A 21,929-nucleotide genomic window follows, 5' to 3' on the forward strand; every position below is an offset into this window, starting at 1 on the left:
GCAAAAATCGATGACTGACAGGACGGTACTCAGCACCGATGGGGCTGCGAAGGCGGTTGGGCCCTATGCGCAGGGCACGCGGGTCGGAGACCTAGTCTTCGCCTCGGGCCAGCTTCCCATTGATCCGGCGACGGGCGCCATCCCCGACGGCGTCGAGGGCCAAACCCGGCAATCGCTCGCCAACCTCGCGGCGGTGCTAGCAGCGGGCGGTGCGAGCCTCGCCTCTATCGCCAAGACGACCGTGTTCCTCAAGAACATGGACGACTTCGCCGCGATGAACGGCGTCTACGCCGAGCACTTTCCCGAGGCACCGCCCGCCCGCTCGACCGTCGAGGTCGCACGGCTACCGCGCGACGTCCTCGTTGAGATCGAGGCCATCGCCCTCGCGACGGGTGCCTCGGCATGAACCCTGACGCCGCTCTCTGCGCTGAACCTGCCATGGTCGACGCCTTCGCCCATCCCGCCGGATCGGTAGCCGTAGAGGTGCCGGGGGGCGCCATGGCGTGGAGCGGCACGTTGCTCCACATCCACATCGCCCCCGCGGCGAGCTACGAGATGGAGGAGTTGCGGGAGGCGACCTGCGTAGCCGGCCGAGGCATCGTCGGCGACCGCTACTTCTTCGGGACCGGCACCTACTCGCCGAAGCCCGACGTGCGCGAGGTGACGCTCATCGAGCAGGAGGCCCTCGATGCCCTCGTGCGCAACGACCCGCCGCTCCAAGGCGGGCCGATTCAGCTTCTCCCGGTCGACCACCGCCGCAACCTGACGGTCCGGGGCGTACCGCTGAACCACCTCGTCGGCCGCCGCTTCCGGGTCGGGGAGGTAATCCTCCGGGGTGGCCGACTGAACTTCCCCTGCAAGTACCTTGAGGAACTGCTCGGGTCCCCGGTTTTCCTGCCGCTGTACAACCGCTCCGGACTGAACTGCAGCATCGAACGCGGCGGCGTGATCCGCCCCGGCGATCCAATCAGCCTCCTCGACGGGACCGCGGACTGAACACCATGACCGCTCGTATGATCATGAAGCTAAAGGTGGCGTCGGCCCGGCCGACAACGCCCGCGGTTCTGCACCTTCGTCTCGTTCACCCGCAACGCCCGGAGCTTCCGGCCTGGAATCCCGGTGCCCACGTTGATCTCCGGCTCCCGGACGGGCGCGTGCGCCAATACTCGCTCTGTGGTGATCCGGCCGACCGCACGGCGTACGAGATTGCAGTCAAGCGCGAGGATGCGGGCAGGGGCGGTTCAGCCTGGGCGCATGAGAACCTCTCGCCCGGCGCCGTCGCCCACGTCTCGGCGCCTCGCAACAACTTCCCCCTCGTGGACGTGGCTAGCGAGCACATCTTCGTCGCCGGCGGCATCGGGATAACGCCCTTCGTAGCCATGGCGCGCCAACTCGCGTCTGATGGCCAACCCTTCGTGCTCCATAATTGCGCGCCATCGCCCGAGCAAGCACCTCTCCTCAACGAGCTCCGCGCTGTTTGCGGCGGACACTTGCGCGAATGGTTCTCGTCGGAAGGCCGCCGTTTCGAACCGGCGGAGATCGGCCCGCCCCGGGACGGCACCCACGTCTACGCCTGCGGCCCCCAGCGCCTGCTTGACGCCGTGCGGGCAGCCTTGAGCGCCGCGGGCTGGCCGGAGGCACAAATCCACAGCGAGGTGTTCCAGTCGACCCTCGACGAGAACTTCAAACCGGAGCCGTTCGACGCGCGCATCGCCTCGACCGGCGCGGTGCTACACGTGCCGGCCGACCGCTCGCTGCTCCAGGTGCTGCGCGACCACGGATTGGCGACCGCCTCTTCCTGCGAGCTTGGCGTATGCGGGACCTGCACCTGCGGCTACCGGAACGGCGTGGTGATCCACCGCGACGTCGTGCTGCCGGTGGCGAGCCGACAGGACCGGATGACCCCCTGCGTTTCCAGGGCCCGCGTCAGCGTCACACTTGATCTTTGACAGAGTAGGTTTCTGCTTAAACGAGCAGCGGGCAAGCGGTCGGTACCGGCATCTGCAAACGGTCGTGAGCTGTCGCGACGGCTGTTTGCGTACATGCGAACTCCCATCCGGAAGCGGACCGTCTCAGATCCACCCAACCTGGTAGTTCGAACCTGACAAACGAAAGCTTGAGAGCCGATGTTCTCCAGTTCCGCAAGGGGTGGCGAGCTGACGGCATCGCGCCGCTAACCGCTAAATCCGCTAAACGACGACGCAGTTTAGCAATTTTAGCAGTTAGCGAGGTCCTTAAGATCTGCCAGTGCCTTAAAAGCGCGCGGAGAGCGCGCCACTTCTATAATGCGATTGTGAGCTATTAAACGAGTTAAAGCGAGCTCGGCATCTTTTTTTAACCGCGTTTTCACAGGCCCAATTTGCATGATTTCTTTGAGAGTTGCCGACGCATCCGGTCGTGTGTGGATCCATTCTAGAAGTGTGTTCGCTTTTTGAAGATCAGGATTAGGACGGTGCATATCCCGAAGCCTGATAGCTTCATTTAGGTACCAAACCATTAGATGTTGCGCATTTAACATTTCATCTTTTTGGATCACCGAGCAATCAGGATCTTTAAAGATAGATATGGTTGCAGCAATTCGAGCTACTTGCTCCGCTGATTTCGATGCAATATCTCTAACAGCATATAGATCTTTGTTTTTCCCGGATTCGAACTCTGCCCAATTGTAAAAATATTTCCAAAGTTGGGTGGCCTCATCGGACATTGAGATAACTTTTAATATCAGCCCGATATTTACATCAGCGTCATGCATTGCCGATCTATTGAATACGTCACGTAGAGCGTCATGATAAATCCTTATGTTATCTTCATCCTCTTTCTGCGGATCCCTATACCCTCTCGAACCAATCAAGCTTTTGGGGTATGATATTAGGAGGCGTGACAGCAATCCTTGATGGCGCAAAGTATCGTCGTTCAAAAATTCCCCGGCAAGATCTGGCTGTATCATAAGATGAATCGACAGGCGTCTCCCGTTAAGTACTGTTAATCCATCCTTGACACGAAGGCGTTTGTAGGCCTTGCCATCCCAGAGTACTGAAAGGCCGGCCGCCGTTCTCATCCGGGCGTCGCCCGCCATGCTATACCCGCCGGTAAACTGACCGCCTTCCGAAGTAAAGATGCCGAAAGAAGCAGGAAGCTCAGGCCAAGCTTGAACTAAGCCCTCAAATGTGAGTTCATTGGATGAATACACTTTCTTTGGAGGCTTAATTGGCAAAGAACCAAGCTGTATGAATTGCGCCTTCCGTATTTCACGGTTTAAATTTTTGTCATTTCGTATATTTTGATATTCAACACGCCAAGCTTCGCAGTCGGCGCTCCACTCAATCTCTTGGCGATGATAATCGGAAGCTGAGTCCTTCTCGACCTGCTCAATAACCTTAAAAGCCTCAGTGTCTGTTGACGTTTTTCGGTCTCCGGTTTCTGCTAGTGTTGCAACAAAAAGGCTTAGGGGCCGCGTCTGACCGAAAGGAAGAAGAACATCCGCTAAACCTTGGGCGACAAGGGCAGCAGCTGCCAATACGGATTGCGCAGCCATCTCCAAGGGGACTTGCTGCTTGGCGGCAATAGCCGCGGCAGCTGGGCCAAGAACTTCGCCCAGACATTCTACAGGATAGGGTAGAGGATCGGGGATGATCTCGACGAGGGGCAACGGGCTCGCTTCAGCCAACGAGGCGACTTGACCGCCTTGTGCTGACACCGTCTCTTTGAAATTGGGCAAAGCTATTCTCTTGTCTGCATCGTCAGCGATCGCGCTGTTGAGACAAGAAAACCAATTACATACGCGCACGTCAACGGATTAAACCGTTGAAGGTAAACGCTACCGCCTACGTCATACTGGCACCGACTGCCTCAGGTGGCAACTTGATGTCGGAATCCTGGTTAATATTATACCAATACGATGAGATTTTTATAGGCAGGAAGCTTTTGCGTGCGACCGCGGCTCCCGGCAGACCGAGCGACCGAAGGCATCAAGGCCCCCCCTAGGACCTCGTCCCGTCCGGTGACGGGGTTGCGCCATGTATGGACGCCGCAGCCGCCTGCGACGCCCATGCGATGGGTCGGGGCGAACAGGTTCGGCAAGGCGAGCAACAGCAGGAAGGCATAGAGCAGCGCCGCGACCGTAGACCAGTCGAGTCGCGTCCGGAAGAAGGCGCCAAAGTATGGATGCCTGCGCGGGCTACGGTCGTCGGCACCGTGGGATCCGATGCCTCTGTTCCGTAGCCCGCCATCCGCCCGGTCCGATACGTCGGTCGGATCGGTCATCAGAAGCGGTAGTTCAGCCCGGCCCGCACAAGCCCGAAAGCCGCATCGCTGCGGCCTGCGCCATAATAGGCGGTGGTGGTGGCGTCGTAGTAGGTCGCCCCCGAGTAACGCTTTCCGAGATTGAGGTAGAGCGCCTCGATCTTGGCCGAGAGCTTCTCGGTGAAGGCGTATTCGATGCCCCCGCCGACCGCGTAGCCGGTCCGCGTCGTGTCTGGTAGTGTGTAGGGGTAGGCGGCCGCGTTCGCCGTCCGCGATCCGCCGCCATAGGCGAAGCCGCCGGTGCCGTAGATCAGCACTTGGTCGAAGGCGTAGCCGATCCGGCCGCGCACGGTACCAAAGTAATCGAGGCTCGGGCGTACGCTGTAATACGGCGTGGTGCCGAGATACGCGGCGTCCGCCTTGGCGAAGGCCGTGCCCTGGATGTCGGTCTCAACGCCAAGGACGAAACCGGAGGCGCATTAATGCCGGGTAGGCTTTCACGTCTTCTCCGACCAACTGGCGGCCGGAAACCGGACCAGCCATTTTCGGCCAGGATCACACGAAGCCGGCCCACTGGCTTGCTTGGAAGCGGACCTTCCGGCCTCCTGCAATGGGTCGAAGGCGGCCGGGGACGGTGGTCTGGGAAAGGTACGCCTTTCTCAGACTAGTGCTTGCGACCGCTTCCAACCAAGATAAAAAACCACCGCTGACTCCCCGCCCCCTGGGCCGATGTCCCCTGCCGCGCCACATCAATGGCTGAGGTAGATGGAGGAGTGTCATCGTGGCAATTCAAGCGCGAACGGGAGGCCTGTCCCGGCCCCAGGCCGCGGTACTCGCGATCGGCGCCGTCACGGCGGCGCTTTTGATCGGACGGCGCGCGAGCCCGACGCCTGAACACCCTCGAACGCAGCGGTGGTATCGGCGTCTCGACAAGCCGGACTACACGCCGCCGTCCCTTGTCTATCCTGTCGCTTGGACCGGCATCCAGGCGTCGCTCGCCTATGGCGGCTACCGGCTGCTGCGTGCCGAGGGGTCGCCTGAGCGGACGACGGCCTTGGCGTTCTGGGCGGCGAACCAGGTCGGCATTGCGGGCTGGAGTGAGGTGTTCTTCGGTCATCGCTCTACGGGGTGGGGCGCCGTCGCCTCGGCCGCGCTGGGCGCGAGCGCAGTTGGCTACGTGGCGGCGGCCAGTCAGGCCGACAAGACCGCTGGTCAGCTCGGCATCCCGCTGGTCGCGTGGGTGTCATTTGCGACGCTGCTCACCGAGGAGATCTGGCGGAAAAACGACTAAGCCCTGTTCCGTATGCTGATGTTATGAAAATGCCTGACTGCAAAGTGGTGGGTGTCTACTTCCAGCATCGAGCCAAAGGTTGCTCCCCACCCAACTCGGACGTTGGCCTCTATTCCAACAGCCTGGGAGCGGACCTTCCGAAGGTTGGCAAGGGGTGGTGAGCGGACCCTGACCCTTCGTCCTGAAGCGGACGTTCCGCATCCGACCCTTCCCAGTCATTCGGAATGTCTGCTTCAAGGCGTTCTGGTTTCGGTGATCGCACAGCGTGACCGTAAGCGCCGTCAACCGTGATGTGCATAAGGATTGATAGCCCGAGCCGATCGTGCGAGGGCAAACCTATGTCCAGCACGCCCACCCGTTGCATCGCCTTGACCAAAGAGCTGGAGGCGTACCTTCGGTCTCAAGTCGCCTCGGGGCGCTATGCCAGCGCGAGTGAAGTCGTCCGCTCAGCCCTGCGCCTGATGATCGACCGCGAGGGCGCCATCCTCGTGCCCCGAGCTGGGGTGGCGGGACCGAAGGCCGGGCACAAGTCGGCCTGACGCGAGATGGCAACCAACCCGAACGCGGTGACCGACACCGCCCGCCTCGCCGCGCTCGCCGCGCTCGACATCCTCGATACCCTGCCCGAGCAAGGCTTCGACGACGTCGTGCGGCTCGCGACGCGCTTATGCGCAGCGCCGGTCGCCCTCGTCAGCCTGGTGGCCATCGACCGGCAGTGGTTCAAGGCCAACGTCGGCTTCCCCCATTGCGAGACCGACCTCGACAGCTCGGTCTGCAAGTTCGCCCTCGTCGAGCCCGACCTCCTTGTCATCCCGGACCTGACCACCGACCTGCGGACCATGGCCAACCCGCTGGTCACGGGGGAGCCGCACATCCGGTTCTACGCGGGCGCGCCCCTCCGCACCCTCGAAGGACACGTGCTGGGCTCGTTGTGCGTCATCGACACCGTGCCCCGGCCCGACGGATTGACCCCGGAGCAGGCCGACGACCTCAGGGCGCTCGGGCGCCAGGTGGCGAACCTGCTGGAGATGCGCCGCGCCGTCGAAGGCCGCGACCAGGTCCTGGAACGGCAGCGCACCGAGTTGCGGCAGGCCCGGCGCATCGAGGTCCTCGCCAAGGCCTCGCAGGCCCTGTTGACCGCCACCGACCCCGCCGCCGTGCTCGATCCCATCCTGTCCGCGAGTGCGGGCACGCTCGGGTTCGACCGCAGTTACATCTACGACATCTGGCAGGACGGCCGGCACCTACGCCTCACCCATTCGCTGAACGCGACCGTTGAGGTGCAGGCATTCCTGCATCGGATGCCCTACGGCGCACCGCTCTGTGGCATCGTTGCCGAGCAGGGTCGGCCGCTGCTGCTCACCGATGTCCAGAACAGCGAGGAACCCGCCTACCAGACCGCCCGCGGCATCGGGTTGAATGCCTACGCCGGCTTCCCGATCACGAGCCGCGGCAGCCTGCGCGGCGTGATCTCCTTCGCCTCGACCCAGGTCCCCTCGTTCGACACCGACACGCTTTCCTTCTTCGAGACGCTCGCCCGCCTCATGTCGGCGGTCTACGAGCGGCTGGACGGCGAGAAGGCCCAGCACGCGAGCGAGGTGCGGTATCGAACCCTGTTCGAAAACATCGACGCCGGCTTCTGCATCTGTGAGGTGAGGTTCGACGGGGACGGACGCGCGGTCGATCATCGCGTGCTGTCGGCAAACCCCGCCTTCGCGAAGCACACCGGCCTGACGGACGCCGTAGGACGCTGGGCCACCGAGATCGCACCCGGCATCGAGCAGCACTGGCACGACGCCTACGGGCAGGTCGCCAAGACGAAGCTGCCGATGCGGTTCGAGGGCGAGGCGGTGCCGCTCGGACGCTGGTACGACGCCCATCTCTTCCCGGCCGGCGATGACCGCGTGGCGATGCTCATCGCCGACATCACCGAGCGTCGACAGGTCCAGGACGCGCTGCGCGAGAGCGAGGCGCTGGCGCGGGAGAACGTCGAGCGCGTGCAACTCGCGCTTGCGGCCGGCGCCATCATCGGCACCTGGCATTGGGACATGCCTTCCGACCGCTTCACGGTCGACGAGGGCTTCGCCCGGTCCTTCGGTCTCGATCCCGCCGTGGGACGGACGGGCATCCCCCTCGCCCAGATCGTGGCGACGGTGCATCCCGATGACCAGGCGGGTTTGGCCACCGCCATCGAGGAGGTGATCGCGCGTGGCGGCGCCTACGCCCACCAGTACCGCGTGCGCCGCGCCGACGGACGCTACTACTGGATCGAGGCGAACGGGCGCGTCGATCTGGCCCCGGACGGTACGGGGCTGACCTTCCCGGGCGTGCTGATCGACATCGAGCGGCGCCGCATGGAGGCCATGCTGATTGAGCTGGCCGAGCGGCTGCGCACGCTGGACTCGCCGCAGGCGATGGCCCTCGCGGCGGCCGAAACGGTCGGCCTCGCACTCAGCCTCTCGCGGTCGGCCTACGGCGACGTTGATGAGTTGGGCGAGCACATCGTCATCGCACGGGACTGGCTGGCGTCCGGTCAGCTCAGCGCGGCCGGAAGCCACAGCTTCGCCGACTACGGCACCTTCAGCGAAGCGCTGCGGCGCGGCGAGGATGTCGTGGTCGCGGACGTCGCCGAGGACCCCCGCACCGCCGGCCAAGTCGATAGCTTCCGAGGACTCGACATCGGGTCCCTGGCCAACCTGCCGCTGATGGAAGGCGGGCATCTTAAGGTCGTGTTCTGCCTCCACCGCGACCGCGCCCAGGAGTGGTCCGCCGAGGAGTTGGCCTTTGCCCGTCGGGTGATGGACCGAACCGAGGTCGAGATCGCGCGGCGCTCGGTCTCGAAGCAGCTCCGGGAGAGCGAGACGCGCTACCGCACCCTGTTCGAGAGCATCGACGTCGGATTCTGCATCGTCGAGATGAAGTTCGACGATGCGGACCGAGCGGTCGACTATCGCATCGTGGAAGCCAATCCGGCCTTCGAGCGGCAGACCGGCACCAAGGTTGCCGGTCTCTGGGTCAGGGAGTTCGCACCGAACCTGGAGCGGCACTGGTTCGACACCTACGGGCGCGTCGCGCTCACGGGCGAACCGGCGCACTTCGAGAACAAGGCGGACGTATTCGGGCGCTGGTTCGACGTGCGGGCGTTGCGCATCGGTGATCCGGCCGACCACCGCGTCGCGATCTTCTTCAGCGACATCAACGACCGCAAGGGCATGGAGGAAGCGCTCCGGCGGTTGAACGACACGCTCGAACAGCAGGTCCAGAAGCGCACCCAGGAACGCGATCGGCTCTGGAGCAACACGCAGGACATCCAGGTCATCGTCGACGGCAAGGGTGTCTTCCAGGCCGTCAATCCGGCCTTCACCGCGATCCTCGGTTGGACATCCGAAGATGCGGTCGGCAAACCCCTGTTCGAGTTCCTCATCCCGGACGACGAAGGCTTGACCGACCGTGCGCTCCAGCATGCCCGCGTCCAGAGCCTGCCGGTCATCGAGAACCGGTACCACCACAAGGACGGGGGCTTCCGCTGGATCTCCTGGGTGGCTGCGCCCGATGGCGACCTGATCTACGCGAGCGGCCGACACATCACGGCGGAGAAGGAGCAAGCCGAGGCCCTTCTCAACACCGAGGAAGCGCTGCGCCAAGCCCAGAAGATGGAGGCGGTCGGCCAGCTCACCGGCGGCCTGGCACACGACTTCAACAACCTGCTGGCAGGCATCTCGGGTTCGCTGGAGATGATGCAGAACCGAATGCAGCAGGGGCGGTTCAACGACGTCGAGCGCTACATGGCGGTGGCACAAGGGGCCTCAAAGCGCGCTGCGTCCCTGACACATCGCCTGCTAGCATTTTCGCGCCGCCAGACGCTCGATCCGAAGCCCACCGACGTGAACCGCCTCGTCGCAGGCATGCAGGAGATGATCCAGCGCACGGTCGGACCGGGCATTCCGGTTGAGGTGGTCGGTGCATCCGGCCTCTGGCCCGCGCTGGTCGATCCCCCGCAACTTGAGAACGCGCTGCTGAACCTGTGCATCAACAGCCGCGACGCGATGCCGGACGGAGGACGCATCACGGTCGAGACCGCCAACAAATGGCTCGACGAGCGGGCTTCCCGCAAGCTCGATATGCCGGAAGGGCAGTACCTGTCGCTCTGCGTGACCGACACCGGCACTGGCATGAGCCCGGAAGTCATCGCGCGGGTGTTCGAGCCGTTTTTCACGACCAAGCCTATCGGCGAGGGCACCGGGCTCGGCCTGTCCATGATCTATGGCTTTGCCCAGCAGTCCGGCGGACAGGTGCGGATCTACTCCGAGGTCGGCGAGGGAAGCACGATCTGCATCTATCTGCCCCGCCACTACGGCGAGGTCGAAGCCGATGATCCAACGGCCAAGCTCACCGTGCTGCCCCGCTCCGAGCAGGGCGAGACGGTGCTGGTGGTCGACGACGAGCCGTCCGTGCGGATGCTCGTCACCGACATCCTCGAAGATCTTGGCTACCTTGCGATCGAGGCGGGCGACAGCGCGGCGGGGCTGAAGGTCCTGCAATCGGATGTACGCATCGATCTTTTGGTGACGGATGTCGGCCTGCCTGGCGGCATGAACGGGCGGCAGATGGCGGATGCGGCGCGCGTTAGGCGTCCCGACCTCAAGGTACTGTTCATCACCGGCTACGCCGAGAATGCACTCGTCGGCAACGGGCACCTTACTCCCGGCATGGCGGTGCTGACCAAGCCGTTTCCGATCGAGACCATGGCTGCGCGCATTCGGTCGATGATCGAGGCGAAGCGGTAGAGGGCTACAGAACGCATCGTTTGCTTTGAGGTGGGACCGGAACGTCCGCTTCCGGGCGAAGGGTCAGGGTCCGCTCCCCACCCAACCTGGTCGCAGAACAGACGGGCGGGTCCCGACCCAACCACGCCATAGCGCGCAAATTCCGTCTTTGCCGAAAGCGGACGTCGGTCCGCACAGCTAAGATGGGTACGCGTCACCTCGTCCAGCTTCCCCAGCCAGCCTGGGCCGCGCGGAAGCGACCGAAGCGTTAGTCATGTTCGTCCGCGAAGGGTCGTTCCCGGTGTGTAAGGTGTCTGGTCGGAAGACGACCCTCATGCACCCCGGCCAGCGCATCCAAGCACTGTAACGTCGGGGTGCCGGCCTTGCCGGAGATGGGCTTTCAAGGTTTTTTGCTCATCTCACGGGTGAGACAGTGCAGCCTTAGGCTGCCTTCAGGTTACCAGCGGACAGCTTGCCGCTGCGCTTGTCGGTCTCTTCCTCGTAGGAGACCTTCTGGCCCTCGGCCAGGTTGCCCATGCCGGCGCGCTCGACGGCCGAGATGTGGACGAACACATCCTTGCCGCCGTCATCCGGCTGGATGAAGCCGTAGCCCTTGGTATCGTTGAACCACTTTACGGTGCCGATGCTCATAGGAAGTTCCTAGACGTCTCAGGCGAGCCAACGCAGCGCGCCCGCACGCCAAGTAGATGGTTTCGATGCGATGTACCACGTAGCGAAGGCCGACTCGGCGGCGAACGAGCTATCGTCCGCGATGGCATCAACCCTTTGATTTTAGGCAAAGGGGTTGCCCATCAGCGCTTCATGCTCTCACACGCATACGATGATCCGGTCCGACCTCGTCCTGCGCCTCGCTGCCCAGAACCCGCATCTCTACGAGCGAAACTGCCAAGCGGTGGTCGATGCCATTCTTGGCCGCCTCGCGGATGCGCTTGCGGCAGGCGATCGGGTGGAGATCCGTGAGGTCAGCTCGTTCTCGGTGACACGTCGAGATGCGCGTCACGGGCGCAACCCGAAAACAGGAGCAGCAGTAGCTGTGCCCGCCAAAACCGCGCTTGTCTTCAAGGCTGGCAAGGAGATGCGAGATCGGGTGAACCTGAAGACGCTTCGAATTCGTACGTCGTCGATGCTGCTCCCTATGGTGGTAGCAATACCAGAAGCCCCAAAAGCTGAAATCGAAGAGGCGAAGCGCTTGGGCCATGAAGCTGGGCTCGTCAGCTCCAAAGTTGCGGGGGGATTGTCCCTACGGTTTGGATCCTCCGAAATCTTGCCATGCGTGGATGGACGGCTTCGCTGAGGGCCGAGTCGAGGCCAAGGAAATAACGATCATGCCTTTCGCCTGGGCTGAAGGTCGCGCTAGCAAGGGCGCAATGTCAATCAATCGGCTTGTGCCCTTACGACGGACACCCTGGGCACCCATCTGAGATCGTGAATGGCTCTGCTTCCACGCAAGCCATCGCTGGGCCCGACATCCGTCGACAGGAAGGCAGCGCCTTCTGACCGCGCCCTTACGGGAACACCACCATGTCCCACCTCTTCAAGATCGGACAGCGCGTCCGTCAGGCGCCATCGAGCGAGGCAGCCGACCGCGACGCTCGGGGGGAGGTCTACGAGGTGATCCGCTTGATGCCGGAGGATCGCGCAGGCGCTCTTGGATACCGGGTCAAGTCCGCTGCCGGTGAACGCGCCGTGACTCAGGACGAGATCGTACGGGCTTGATCGGAATCGAAGGTCGGGCGGGGGACAAAATGCACCATCAGGCATTCCGTTCTCTTGCACGCATCATCGAACAGTAGGCGTCTTTAAGCGCGAAGGGGATCATCATGGCCCAGGACAACAAGCGCGGGAACCGCGAGACAAAGAAGCCGAAGAAGGCTGTTACTAAGACCAACGCGGCCGCCCCATCCACGAAGGACGTCGTTGGCAATGCGGTCAAAGCCGCCAACTCCAAGAAGTAGGTGCGGGAACACCTCATGGGGTCATTCCGGACATAGGGTAAGGCCTGTCGGGAACCGCCGGCGGCTCTGGTGAGTGAACGCTGGGATCCTCATGCCGGGCTATGATCCGACCTGAGCACGTCGAATGGCCCGCAGACCCTTGCCTCCACAGCACGGACTATGAGGCAGGGGTCGACGCCATCACCCGAGCTCTGAACGTTGTACGCGCCGACGCCCAATTTGCCGGCATGATTATCTTCACACCAAACCCACATACGATACGTATTACCCCGTCCAAATTTGAGACAGGGCACTTCGGTTGGACAATCATGAAAGATAATTCGGTCGTCCGCCAATCGACCCATTCTTTCGGATCACAGGACGCGTCTGAGGCAAGTGCAGACACGGCATTCCGGGAGATCACACCCGTCTGGCAGTCCGCTCAAGCAATTTAGGAGGAGCGAGGAGTGCTGACCGAGTACGTTCGGTTTAGGGATCAGTTGGAGTACCGTGATCCGCGGACAGCGCTTGGGCACCTTCGACAGGCGAATGCTTTCCAAAGGCATTCGAGGAGCAGCTTTTTGTCAACCGCGAATTAGATCTCGCGCAGAACTCTCGGGCTCGATTTGGTTGCCGATCTGTATGATACTGCTAAGGTTGCCAATCGCTGGCCGGAAACCACCAGGCGTCAGCGACTGAGAGTGCGATTTGCTCCCGCCTTATGGTTGAGAAGCAAACATGCCCAGCACGCTAGAAACACCCGTCAATTCATCCGCGTATCGCGCATTGATCCTGCTGCCCGATGGCAGAGTGTTGGATACCAACTCGCTGATGGCCACCAACGACGACGAAGCCATCAGACTTGCGGAAGCCATGGTGGATGGTCACGCCGTAGAACTATGGGACGGCCTACGGTACATCGAGTATTTTGCAGCCAAGTCTCCACGTCTCGACGATCGGCCGCAGGAACCATTAACCATTGTGGACGTATGATTTGATACACAGCACGGAGGGCAGTCCTGCCATCCGCGTTTAGGTGCGCAGCGCCCCGGTGCTATTATGTCTCGTTATACATTCGACGTTCACGACGACGGACCCGCGCATTGGGCGGATGATAGCCGTGAATGCGAAGGTCGCGGCGATATCGAACTGTTTGCCCGCCGATTGCTGGATGAGGCTCATACCCGTCAAGCTGATCGAGACAGTTTCAGTGAGAGAACCACTGTCATGGTTCTGCGTGAATGTGGAGGCGTCGTTTTGAACGCACACGCAAAGCGGGGTGGTCACGTCAACATAGCCTGGGCCTCAAGATAGCGCAGCAGAGTTCGGTGTAATGGTAGCGACTGCCTAAGCTCGACTTTGGCCATTCAGGCCGCCTGGCACAGGGCGTAGGCCCAGGCTGGTGGAAGACGGAACCGACGTTTCCTACGGTCGCGCCTGCGGCCTGACATCGAAGAAGCTTCCTCGCGCCAGATGGTTCGACGGACGGCTGCGAGAGCATCGGAGAAGGTCGGCTGCGGTTCGGGGTACCACGCAGTCGCCGCGACCTGCCGCCTCTCACGTGCTGTCAGCCGGGTCGCGAGCAGGGTGACGATGGAGAACAGGGCGAGCAGGCAGGGGGGCGTACGAGCGATAGCCTTGTCGGACCATTGCCGCTGTGTCTCGACGCCGAGATGGGCACGCGCTTCCTGGAAGGAGACCTCGCCTGCCAGCGCCGGACGATCCTTCGACTAGCTCAGGATGAGGCACGTCACGATCTGGGTCGGGTCTCGTGCGGGGTCGGTGCAGAGCAGCGATTGGGGATCGAAGCGGCTCTCGGGATCGCGGATCAGAACCCAGCGGATCGGCACTGCTGGTAGACCGGAATGATGCCAGACGGCGGTGGCCGCGGCGATCTCGATCTTGCGCTCGCCCATGCCGTACCAGCCCGGCACGCTCACCTGCTGCCAGAGGGTACCCGGCTCGGTCAGGATTTTGGACAAGGTGAGCCGCCGCGCACCCTTCTTGCGTGGGCGTCCGATCGTACCTGGAGGCCTCGGGGGCGCTGGATCGTAGAGCGCCGCATCCAGGCGCAGGCGGGTCAGGCTGAGTGGTACTCTGGAGGTAGCTAGTCTGCAGCCGCTGCTTATGACCGTGATGAGGCCGTGGGTGAGCGCGGTCGAAACAGCCTCGCTTGGCATGCATGAAATGAAGGTCCTGGCGTCGGGCCGAGCCAGAAGGGCACAAGCGAGGACGCGATCGTCCGCCGCGAAACCCAGGTCTGAAAGGCCACCTCCGTCGGCGAAGTGAGCCGTAGTCTGGTAGCGCGCCGGGGGACCTAGATACCCACGATGAAGGCAGCTTGCTCTTGGGCTGTCATAGGTGCGAGCCTCTGAAGGCGCACGTGGAAGCTCCCAACGTCAAAGGTAAAAACGCGATGCAAAACATTCTGATCGCGGCCGATATTCCTCCGCTGATCGCGACGATCCTTCGGCCTTGGATCAATCGGGCAGAGACGGCCACATACGGTATGGGCGAGATCGTAACGGCCGACGCCAAGAGCGCAACGAACAGCTTGAGGCGCCGCCTTGTTTTGACACCTGCAATGGAGATAGCGATCGACGCAGCCGAAACAGCCTCCGTCGCGCTAGCAAGAAGCCTGAGCCAGGCAGATGCGATCGATACCCCACCGCGGTCTCCCGCGCTCACGGCTTTGCTAGAGTTGATCAAAACCTTGCGTGGTGCACGGCCGAGCGAAAGCACGGTATCGCTTGGGCTGGGTTGGTAGGTGGTCCAATCGGGCAGGGTCATGCTGCGGCCTTCTCCCGATTGCGCCACGCCTCGACGGCCTGATGCGCCTGGATGACGACAGCTTCGATCCAGGCAGCATCGGCGTTCGTGACGGAGACATCCCCCTCGAAGCCTTTAAGGCGGTCCCGGTCTGTCTTGCTCAGGAAGCGACCGCCGAACGCCTTCGGCATCGTCCAGTCGAGCATCAGTCCATAGCGCGCGACTCTGCTCCAAGGCTCAATCGTCTGCGTATCTCGAAGACGCATTCCTGCTCGGCGACATGATGCGTTCGGGGCATCGCTCTTGGCGTCGGGGGCCGTCGAGGAGCGCTGCGGGAACGAGGAGGGCGCCGACTGGATGGGCGCAATCTCGATCGTCTTCGCAAGAGCATGCCAGTCGAGCCCCGCGGCAGCCAACGTCCGTCCCATCGCATGCGCCGCAGCCACCACCTCTCCATCGTGCTCGCTCGCGAGCCGAGGCAGGATCTTGGCGAGCTTCGCAGCGATGTCGGCTGGGATCATGAACACCACCCTGGCAGGCCAACCCATGCCACGGCAATGATGACGTCACGGCGTTCATCGCAATCCGGAGCGGCCGCGGCGACAGCGCGCTGCACAGCCTCCATCACGTCACTGCCGCCCACCTCTGAGGCTTCCTCACCCTTCCTGCGGATGGTTGATTGGAACGCCTTCCAAGCAGGACCATCCGCAGGTTGGCTCTCGACGATCGCAACGACCGCCAAGGCATTCAGCAGACACGTTAGGCCAAGTGAGGCGACGTTCCAGAAGTAGAACTCGCGCTGGGATCCGGTCCAAATCTGGCGCTGCGCACCGATGCTGGTTCGCGAGAACGGATTGTAGGGCGAAACTGTCATGCTTTCATCCAAGACCTAGGCGGCGATTGCGTTACAATCCGCGATATGCGGGCTTGTCCTGATCAATGCAGCGAGCTGACGCTGAGGAATCGGCATGCGATAACTTCCTACATGCGTGCTGGATCATTCGGCGCGTACGGATTCAACCCTCGATACGCACGATGCCTTATAGGGCCAATAACATGATGTAAAATAACGGTACTCGGCGGATATATATGATCTTAGGCCGCTTATATATCAATACCTTAGCGTATACGCAGGGCACATGTCTTGCCGGGCTATGGTCAAGTACCATCCCGATCCCAAAACGAGCTGACCGTATGCGAAAACCATGTCATCAACATGATATCGCGCTGTCCGATTGTTGTTTCTATGCATTTTTATAGTTTTCGTCTCGCAATAAATCTTTAAATCACTTTAATGATTTAAATTTCTCGAAAATTTCACGCCAGAAGATATTTCTCGCATATTCTGAAATTAACGCGTATCACTTGCTGGAACTCAGCAGGAAACGCCGTGAACAGCCGAAACGCCATCGAAGCCTTGACGCTTCAGAACCAACGCCTGACGGGAATGCTCCGCGGAATTGATAACGGCCTCTGGTGGGCGACGGACTCTGCCGCCAAGATGGATGCCGACAGGATACTCGTCCAGGCCGAGATAATCCGGGCTGCGCTCGACGAGACGAGCGTCATCGCCGCGAGGATCTCTGGTTGATGGCTTGATACTTTAGCGGCTTGCCAAGTCATTGAGGATCAACCTGATGGATGTCGTTCTCACACCTACGGGCCAAACGGGTAAGTCGTGGACGTTGAAGGACCGTCTCGGACGGAGCCTCGGAAGTATCGGCGAGACTGAAACCGGTGATGATTTCCGAATATTGCCCGAGGCGTGGGGCGTGCTCAAGAACGTGAAACGGGGACACGCCTCCCTTGATGCGGCCATGTCGGCCATCGCCGGGGCGACCAACGGCGCGTGCACCTTGGACAGTGGTGATTGGGAGTGACGCCGAAGGCGGCTGCATCACCTTGTCCATGCGCACCTGAGGGTCTCCTCGCAACGACCGAGTTGTCGGGACTGGAGGAAGGTCCGGTAGCGGACCTGTCACCATCCTCATCGCGGAAACCGACCGCATCGTTCGGTGGGCCATCGCGGAAACCCTGAAGCATGCCGGCTTCGCGACGGTGGAGGTCTGCACGGCCGCGGAAGCGCTGGCGGTCCTCGATGGTCCGGCACCGGTTGAAATACTCATCACCGGATGCCGCATCGTGGGTGATGGCGTAGGCCTCACCCAGGTCGTGCACCGTCGTTGGCCATCCGTCGGCATCATCGTGACCTCGGCAATCGGACGGCACCATCGGTATGACCTGCCGCCGGGCACACGCCTGCTCAGCAAGCCGTACAGTTTTTCGGACGTCATCCGCGAGGTTGAGGCCGGACTTGCATCCGTGAGGGGAAGGCACTCGGCATGCGGGGATGACCACGACCCGCAACCGGACCTCATGACCGCCGTCGGAACGTTCCCGCGTTCCACCAATGGCGCCCTCGCCTGAAGCCGAGCCGGGCCGCCCCCGTGCCGACGGAACGGTCCACCGAGTTTAGCCCGGTATTCACGCACCGCCGTCAAATATCGGGTACTGATCCCTCGTGCTGGATATTGAGCACGCCCACGGAGGGCACATGCTCAGTCCACTCATTCAGAAGCTCGAAGGCAGATTCGCGCTTTCGGACTCCGACAGGACGGCACTCAGATCCGCGAGTTGCCACGGACGCCGGGTGGCCCCTCGGACGGATCTCGTCTGGGAGGGCGACCTCCCGGACCACGTCCAGATGATCAGGAGCGGTTTCGCGTGCCGCTATAAGGTCCTGGCGGCGGGCACCCGTTCCATCGTCGCCTATGTCATCCCCGGAGACATCTGCGACCTCAACGTCGCGCTTCTCGGCGCGGTGGACCATAGCATCGGTACCATCGGCGCCTGCGACGTGGTCTCCATTCCACGCCAAGTGTTGGACGACCTCACGGGCAACCATCCGACCCTGAACCGCGCCCTGCGTTGGGCGAGCCTGGTGGACGAGGCGATCCAGCGCGAATGGATCGTGAACTTGGGCCGTCACCCCGCCGAGAGGAAGGTCGCACATCTCCTCTGCGAGTTCCTGTGCCGCCTCCAGGCGGTGGGACTCGCGGGTCGGGACAACTACGAGCTCCCGCTCAGGCAATCGGACCTGGGTGACGCGACGGGGATGTCGAGCGTGCACGTCAACCGAACACTCCAGAAGCTCAGGGGATCGGGCCTCGTCAGACTGAAGGGGAAGTACGTCTCCTTCCCGGACGTCGAGGCCCTTCAGGCATTTGCGCAGTTCGACCCGAGCTACCTGCACCGCTCTCCGGGCGGCGTCGACGATGCGCCTTTGCGTCGTCGCTGATCAAACAGGGCCTCGGACGCGGGGTGCTAGAACTGACGGTCCTGATGGTCCGGGTTCGGGCCCCGACCGTGATAGCTTGCCATGCAGGTATGCCAGATCCTAAATCCTCTCACCGGGCAGACAGTTCAGATTCCGATGCCGAGGCCTCGCCCAACGCGGGGTTGAGCCGCCACCCCCATGCTCACCCTGACCTCGATCCTCACCCGCAGCGTCCTCGCTGTATCGACCGTGGGCGGCCTCATTGTCCTGGCGGATGGCTCCGGTGCAGTCGCAGCTCGAACAAGCTGTGCGGGGCGATCTGAACTTCGCAGGGCGTACTCCGGCGCCGGTGCGCGTCGTCCAGGCGGATGAGCGCTATGTCTCGTAGGGGCTTCGACCGGGGCCGGCTTGGCGCGACCGTACGGATGGTTGGCGGGAACGACGCATGGTAGCTGGACTGGCGCGTGCACGAAAGCCGTGGCACAATACCAAATGTTAGAGAATATTCAGCCAAATTGCCAAGTGAAGTTCAGTGACGCTTGGATTTCTGTAACCCTCTTCGAGGCGCGACAGAAATACGCTGGGTGTCAGAGGCGATGCTCGATGTGCCATGGGTCAGTCTCGGTCCTAGGAACTTACACGGGCTCCGGTAAGCGATCGCTTTCTCATCGAGTAAAGCACGCGGGTTGCCCCCTGATACCGAAGTTTTACTGCGGTACTCCCTCGCTGCATCCGAATGCGGTAACCTGACGGGGAGATCGCGCAGTAGGGGCATCTCCGACGGTCGATTCGGAGCCTTAGCCCCATCACTCCGCTTGCCCCGGGCGATCTTCTTCATCTCGTCATCAGGCAACGGGCGTTGAAGGCTCAACGCCTCTTCCACCGGTGCCTCTAACCACGTTCGCCACTCCTCCGGCGTCGTCAGCAGCACCGGCATCGCCTTCGGATGGACTGGCTCAACGACGCCGTTCGCTTTGGTCGTGAGGAACGCGTACAGGCGGTGCTCCTCCTCCACCGGCTCGTCGCGCTTTGGACCGCGTACGCCCGTCCACGGCCGCCAGATCCCGGCGAAGGCGAACAGCGGCCGGTCCTCACGCAAGCCTAGCGAGCTACGTCCACGCCGTGCTGCCTGGTACGAACGCGGCTACGTCTGGCCTACGCGCTTGAGGTCTACTTTTGAGGGAATGTCCGCTTCTAAGCTCTTGCTCCCGACAGCAGACCGTCTCAAACCCACCCAAGCCGGTCGTAGAGCGGACCGGCGGGTAGCGACCCAACAACGTCGTAGAAGCCGATTTCCATTATCCCCGGAAGCGGTCATTCGCGAATTGAGCTTAATGGAGCGAAATCGGAGCCGGCTTTCGCGATCAGCGCACCCTTGAAATGCGGGCGCTATCAGTCAGCTTTGGAGCGCTGCTTCAGTTTCACGGTGATAGAAGACCCAACCATGGACCGGCTTCAACGCCGAGGCGGCAAGCTCGGCCGATACGCTCACGACCTGTGGAAGATCTTGCGCTCGGGCGTGCGACAAGACATTTCAAGACGCATCCGTCCCAACCGTTTCAAGGATAACACGCGCAGTCTCGGCAGGCTGATCCCAATGCGGGAAGTGGCCGCAGCGCTCGAACCAGTGCAGCTGGGCCGTTGGGAAGTCTACCAGGGCGCGGGCAGCCTGGCGCGGCAGCAGCAGGTGGTCTTGGCGGCCCCATCCGATGGTGACCCGGCCGGGGGGCTTTGCTGAGCCCTGCTGCAACGGACCGCGTGCCAGCTCACGCAGCATCGCATCGAACACCGGTGTGGCCGCCAAGCTCTGAAGCTCCTTCTCGACAAGCTGCGGTGGCAGCACCGACGGACGGGCAGACAGTTGGGCCAGCAACAGGGTGCGGGTGATGGCGTGGCGCGACAGCCCGGCATGGAAGGGCCGCAGCAACCGCACCAGGCGTATCGATGCCGCGAGCGACCAGTGTAACCAGCGCGTCTCCCACCCGTGCCAGAAACCGCCGGGATCGAGCGCCACGCAGTGCCGACCGATGCCCCGCCGCGCCAACTCCAGCACCAACCGGCCCCCCACCGAACTGCCGACAAGGTCCGCTGTCATCAAACCTTGCGACTGCACGAAGCCGGCAAGGGCGTCCGCATGGGCCTCCACTGTTTGCCGGCCCGCGAGCGGTGCCGATCGGCCATGTCCCGGCAGGTCGACCAAGATCAGTTCGCGCGAGCCGCTCAACAAGGCGGTCACGAGCGGATCCCAGGTGCGCAGATTGGCCCCGAGTCCATGGACCATCAGCAGCGGCCGGCCGGTGCCCGAACGTTCAAAATGTAGGACCATGTTCGAATTGTCCTTCAATGTTCGCGCTGCGGTCCGAACATTGGTTTGTCGCGGATCTCATCAGCCCGGGAGTGCCGGTCAGACACGCGGGCCACACCTGTCGGATGCTTCGTGGTCGAGCGGGCTTCGGTAGAATTCGGTGAACCCGGAAGCGATCGGTACAGGAACCCATGGCCGGGCTGGCGCTTACCGAGCCAGCCCCTTGCCTGGAAATCACCTTTCGACCTGCATCGTCCGGCTACCGCCGTTCCATGCGTCGTACCGAGATCGGTGCGCCCTGACGCAGCCTACGGCAGGTTGATCGCCTCGCGTGGCTCCGCGATGGCATGACCGTTCCGCTCGGCGCGGAAGCGCTTGCCCATCTCGTAGGCCTGCTTGCGCGAGCGCATGATGCCGCCGAGGGGCCGATGCGCGGCGAGACCGTGCCATGGGCTGAACGACAGACCGTCGTCGACCGCGCTCGACCGGGCCTCGCTCCAAGCTATCTGCGGCTTCACCCTGATCCGCGCTACGGTCTGGTACAGGCTCTTGCTCTCGGGCCAGACCGTGGCGGCGTTCTCGACCGGCATATCGTCGAGGTCGGTGCAGAGCTGCGCCCTGACCTCCCAGAGTCCCCCGTTCGCGCGGAAGAACTCGACGACCGCCTCGCGTATGGCGTTCGGGCCTCCGTTCTCCGTCAGGGGCTTGTCGGTCAAGGCCGTCAGTTCGGGCGCGACCGGCGTCACGCACAGTTTCGCGACGTGGTCGCCGAAGCGCACGGGCACCTGACTGTAGAAGGTCTCGCCGAGGATGTTGGTCTCGGGCTGGCCGCCCATCGTGGCGACGGTGGCGTTGGGACCACCGGTGGTCGCGACGATGATCTCCTGCACGCCGCGCATGGCTCCCGAGACGACCTTCTTGAAACCCTCCGGGCTCAGATCGCCTTGTCGAGGAGCGACGAGATCGCCTCGGGCTTGGTCTCGCCGGCCGAGCGCCCGGTTTCCTTCTCGCCCTTGAAGGTGATGAGCGTGCTCTGCATCGTCGCGCCGAACCGCTTCACCACGTCCTTGCGGCTGTCGAAGTCGACGTCGAACACCTGCAGGTCCTTGAACTTCGGGTCGGCCTCAAGCTTCGACAGGATCGGCTTCTGGGCGGCGCAGGTGGTGCACCACGGGGCGGTGATGTGCACCAGGATCGGCTTGCCGGCCTTCTGGGCGGCCTCGAAGGCGGCGGGCGTGTAGGCCATCTCGGCGGCGCCGGCGGCGGTGCCGAACAGCATGGGGGCGACGGCGAGGGCGGCGAGGAGGATGCGACGGGTGGTCAT

Annotated in this window: 23 protein-coding genes and 3 pseudogenes; 15 read left to right on the plus strand and 11 right to left on the minus strand. The window is 62.6% G+C overall.

Annotated elements, in window-relative coordinates:
• Positions 1–10: 10 nt before the first annotated feature.
• Genes FV229_RS01590 through FV229_RS01600 form a run of 3 tightly spaced genes read left to right on the plus strand, consistent with a single transcriptional unit; the run spans position 11 to position 1,949 of the window.
• The gene (locus FV229_RS01590; protein ID WP_147750258.1) at positions 11–406 is read left to right on the plus strand and encodes a Rid family detoxifying hydrolase; all 396 of its coding nucleotides are present in this window, start codon (positions 11–13) and stop codon (positions 404–406) included.
• Positions 407–438: 32 nt separating this feature from the next.
• Positions 439–996, plus strand: a complete 558-nt coding sequence (locus FV229_RS01595) for an MOSC domain-containing protein (protein ID WP_147750259.1) — start codon at positions 439–441, stop codon at positions 994–996.
• Positions 997–1,001: 5 nt separating this feature from the next.
• Positions 1,002–1,949, plus strand: coding sequence for a PDR/VanB family oxidoreductase (locus tag FV229_RS01600; protein WP_147750260.1), 948 nt, complete (start codon positions 1,002–1,004; stop codon positions 1,947–1,949).
• 266 nt (positions 1,950–2,215) lie between these two features.
• Here FV229_RS01600 and FV229_RS01605 read toward each other — a convergent pair whose 3' ends face one another.
• From FV229_RS01605 to FV229_RS01615, 3 genes and pseudogenes are all read right to left on the minus strand, one after another.
• On the minus strand, positions 2,216–3,718 hold the full coding sequence (locus FV229_RS01605; protein ID WP_147750261.1) for a YfjI family protein: 1,503 nt from the start codon (positions 3,716–3,718) through the stop codon (positions 2,216–2,218).
• 167 nt (positions 3,719–3,885) lie between these two features.
• Positions 3,886–4,263, minus strand: a complete 378-nt coding sequence (locus FV229_RS01610) for a hypothetical protein (RefSeq protein ID WP_147750262.1) — start codon at positions 4,261–4,263, stop codon at positions 3,886–3,888.
• A pseudogene (locus FV229_RS01615) lies at positions 4,263–4,703 on the minus strand (outer membrane beta-barrel protein); the annotation flags it as partial. The gene FV229_RS01610 and the pseudogene FV229_RS01615, both read right to left, overlap by 1 nt.
• Before the next feature lie 320 nt (positions 4,704–5,023).
• Between FV229_RS01615 and FV229_RS01620 the strand changes: the two are divergent.
• The 3 genes from FV229_RS01620 (at position 5,024) to FV229_RS27875 (ending at position 10,320) form a co-directional block, all read left to right on the plus strand.
• On the plus strand, positions 5,024–5,533 hold the full coding sequence (locus FV229_RS01620; protein ID WP_187275025.1) for a TspO/MBR family protein: 510 nt from the start codon (positions 5,024–5,026) through the stop codon (positions 5,531–5,533).
• A 338-nt stretch (positions 5,534–5,871) separates the two neighbouring features.
• Positions 5,872–6,072, plus strand: a complete 201-nt coding sequence (locus tag FV229_RS01625; protein WP_147750264.1) for a type II toxin-antitoxin system ParD family antitoxin — start codon at positions 5,872–5,874, stop codon at positions 6,070–6,072.
• 6 nt (positions 6,073–6,078) lie between these two features.
• Positions 6,079–10,320 carry a GAF domain-containing protein gene (locus FV229_RS27875; protein ID WP_246688008.1) on the plus strand — a complete coding sequence of 1,414 codons (4,242 nt, stop codon included), beginning with the start codon at positions 6,079–6,081 and terminating at the stop codon, positions 10,318–10,320.
• A 420-nt stretch (positions 10,321–10,740) separates the two neighbouring features.
• On the opposite strand, the gene FV229_RS01645 is transcribed toward FV229_RS27875, so the two are convergent.
• Positions 10,741–10,950 (minus strand): cold-shock protein, encoded by a 210-nt coding sequence (locus FV229_RS01645; RefSeq protein WP_147750265.1) that lies wholly within the window; start codon positions 10,948–10,950, stop codon positions 10,741–10,743.
• 190 nt (positions 10,951–11,140) lie between these two features.
• On the opposite strand from FV229_RS01645, the pseudogene FV229_RS27880 reads away from it, so the two are divergent.
• The 4 genes and pseudogenes from FV229_RS27880 to FV229_RS01660 form a co-directional block, all read left to right on the plus strand.
• Positions 11,141–11,413: pseudogene (locus tag FV229_RS27880) on the plus strand (HU family DNA-binding protein); the annotation flags it as partial.
• A 428-nt stretch (positions 11,414–11,841) separates the two neighbouring features.
• Complete coding sequence (locus FV229_RS01655) at positions 11,842–12,036, plus strand: hypothetical protein (protein ID WP_147750267.1); 195 nt, start codon at positions 11,842–11,844, stop codon at positions 12,034–12,036.
• Between the two features lie 104 nt (positions 12,037–12,140).
• Positions 12,141–12,275: a hypothetical protein gene (locus FV229_RS28375; RefSeq protein WP_281406695.1), complete on the plus strand. Its 135-nt coding sequence runs from the start codon at positions 12,141–12,143 to the stop codon at positions 12,273–12,275.
• 717 nt (positions 12,276–12,992) lie between these two features.
• The gene (locus FV229_RS01660) at positions 12,993–13,247 is read left to right on the plus strand and encodes a hypothetical protein (protein WP_147750268.1); all 255 of its coding nucleotides are present in this window, start codon (positions 12,993–12,995) and stop codon (positions 13,245–13,247) included.
• 737 nt (positions 13,248–13,984) lie between these two features.
• On the opposite strand, the gene FV229_RS27885 is transcribed toward FV229_RS01660, so the two are convergent.
• Positions 13,985–14,236 (minus strand): hypothetical protein, encoded by a 252-nt coding sequence (locus tag FV229_RS27885; RefSeq protein ID WP_246688009.1) that lies wholly within the window; start codon positions 14,234–14,236, stop codon positions 13,985–13,987.
• Positions 14,237–14,637: 401 nt separating this feature from the next.
• On the opposite strand from FV229_RS27885, the gene FV229_RS01670 reads away from it, so the two are divergent.
• A complete protein-coding gene (locus tag FV229_RS01670) occupies positions 14,638–15,021 on the plus strand; it encodes a hypothetical protein (protein ID WP_147750269.1) in 384 nt (127 codons plus the stop codon).
• A gap of 19 nt (positions 15,022–15,040) precedes the next feature.
• Here the strand turns inward: FV229_RS01670 and FV229_RS01675 are convergent, their stop codons facing one another.
• Together FV229_RS01675 and FV229_RS01680 are read right to left on the minus strand one after the other, a co-directional pair.
• On the minus strand, positions 15,041–15,544 hold the full coding sequence (locus tag FV229_RS01675) for a hypothetical protein (RefSeq protein WP_147750270.1): 504 nt from the start codon (positions 15,542–15,544) through the stop codon (positions 15,041–15,043).
• Positions 15,541–15,897: a hypothetical protein gene (locus FV229_RS01680; RefSeq protein WP_147750271.1), complete on the minus strand. Its 357-nt coding sequence runs from the start codon at positions 15,895–15,897 to the stop codon at positions 15,541–15,543. The genes FV229_RS01675 and FV229_RS01680 overlap by 4 nt, the downstream gene beginning before the upstream one ends.
• 516 nt (positions 15,898–16,413) lie before the next feature.
• Here FV229_RS01680 and FV229_RS01685 point away from each other — a divergent pair.
• The 4 genes from FV229_RS01685 (at position 16,414) to FV229_RS01700 (ending at position 18,321) form a co-directional block, all read left to right on the plus strand.
• A complete protein-coding gene (locus FV229_RS01685) occupies positions 16,414–16,614 on the plus strand; it encodes a hypothetical protein (protein WP_147750272.1) in 201 nt (66 codons plus the stop codon).
• A gap of 46 nt (positions 16,615–16,660) precedes the next feature.
• Positions 16,661–16,903, plus strand: coding sequence for a hypothetical protein (locus FV229_RS01690; RefSeq protein WP_147750273.1), 243 nt, complete (start codon positions 16,661–16,663; stop codon positions 16,901–16,903).
• 178 nt (positions 16,904–17,081) lie between these two features.
• The gene (locus FV229_RS01695) at positions 17,082–17,450 is read left to right on the plus strand and encodes a hypothetical protein (RefSeq protein WP_187275026.1); all 369 of its coding nucleotides are present in this window, start codon (positions 17,082–17,084) and stop codon (positions 17,448–17,450) included.
• 277 nt (positions 17,451–17,727) lie between these two features.
• Positions 17,728–18,321, plus strand: coding sequence for a Crp/Fnr family transcriptional regulator (locus FV229_RS01700; protein WP_246688010.1), 594 nt, complete (start codon positions 17,728–17,730; stop codon positions 18,319–18,321).
• Positions 18,322–19,096: 775 nt separating this feature from the next.
• Here the strand turns inward: FV229_RS01700 and FV229_RS01705 are convergent.
• The 4 genes and pseudogenes from FV229_RS01705 to FV229_RS01720 all read right to left on the minus strand — a co-directional run.
• Positions 19,097–19,393, minus strand: a pseudogene (locus FV229_RS01705) (SOS response-associated peptidase family protein); the annotation flags it as partial.
• A 441-nt stretch (positions 19,394–19,834) separates the two neighbouring features.
• Positions 19,835–20,626: an alpha/beta fold hydrolase gene (locus FV229_RS01710; protein ID WP_147750276.1), complete on the minus strand. Its 792-nt coding sequence runs from the start codon at positions 20,624–20,626 to the stop codon at positions 19,835–19,837.
• Positions 20,627–20,913: 287 nt separating this feature from the next.
• Entirely contained in the window at positions 20,914–21,495 is a 582-nt protein-coding gene (locus FV229_RS01715; protein ID WP_147750277.1) for a hypothetical protein, read from the minus strand.
• Positions 21,496–21,539: 44 nt separating this feature from the next.
• The gene (locus tag FV229_RS01720; protein ID WP_147750278.1) at positions 21,540–21,929 is read right to left on the minus strand and encodes a thioredoxin family protein; all 390 of its coding nucleotides are present in this window, start codon (positions 21,927–21,929) and stop codon (positions 21,540–21,542) included.

The organism is Methylobacterium sp. WL120, from assembly GCF_008039465.1.
Classification (GTDB): domain Bacteria; phylum Pseudomonadota; class Alphaproteobacteria; order Rhizobiales; family Beijerinckiaceae; genus Methylobacterium; species Methylobacterium cerastii.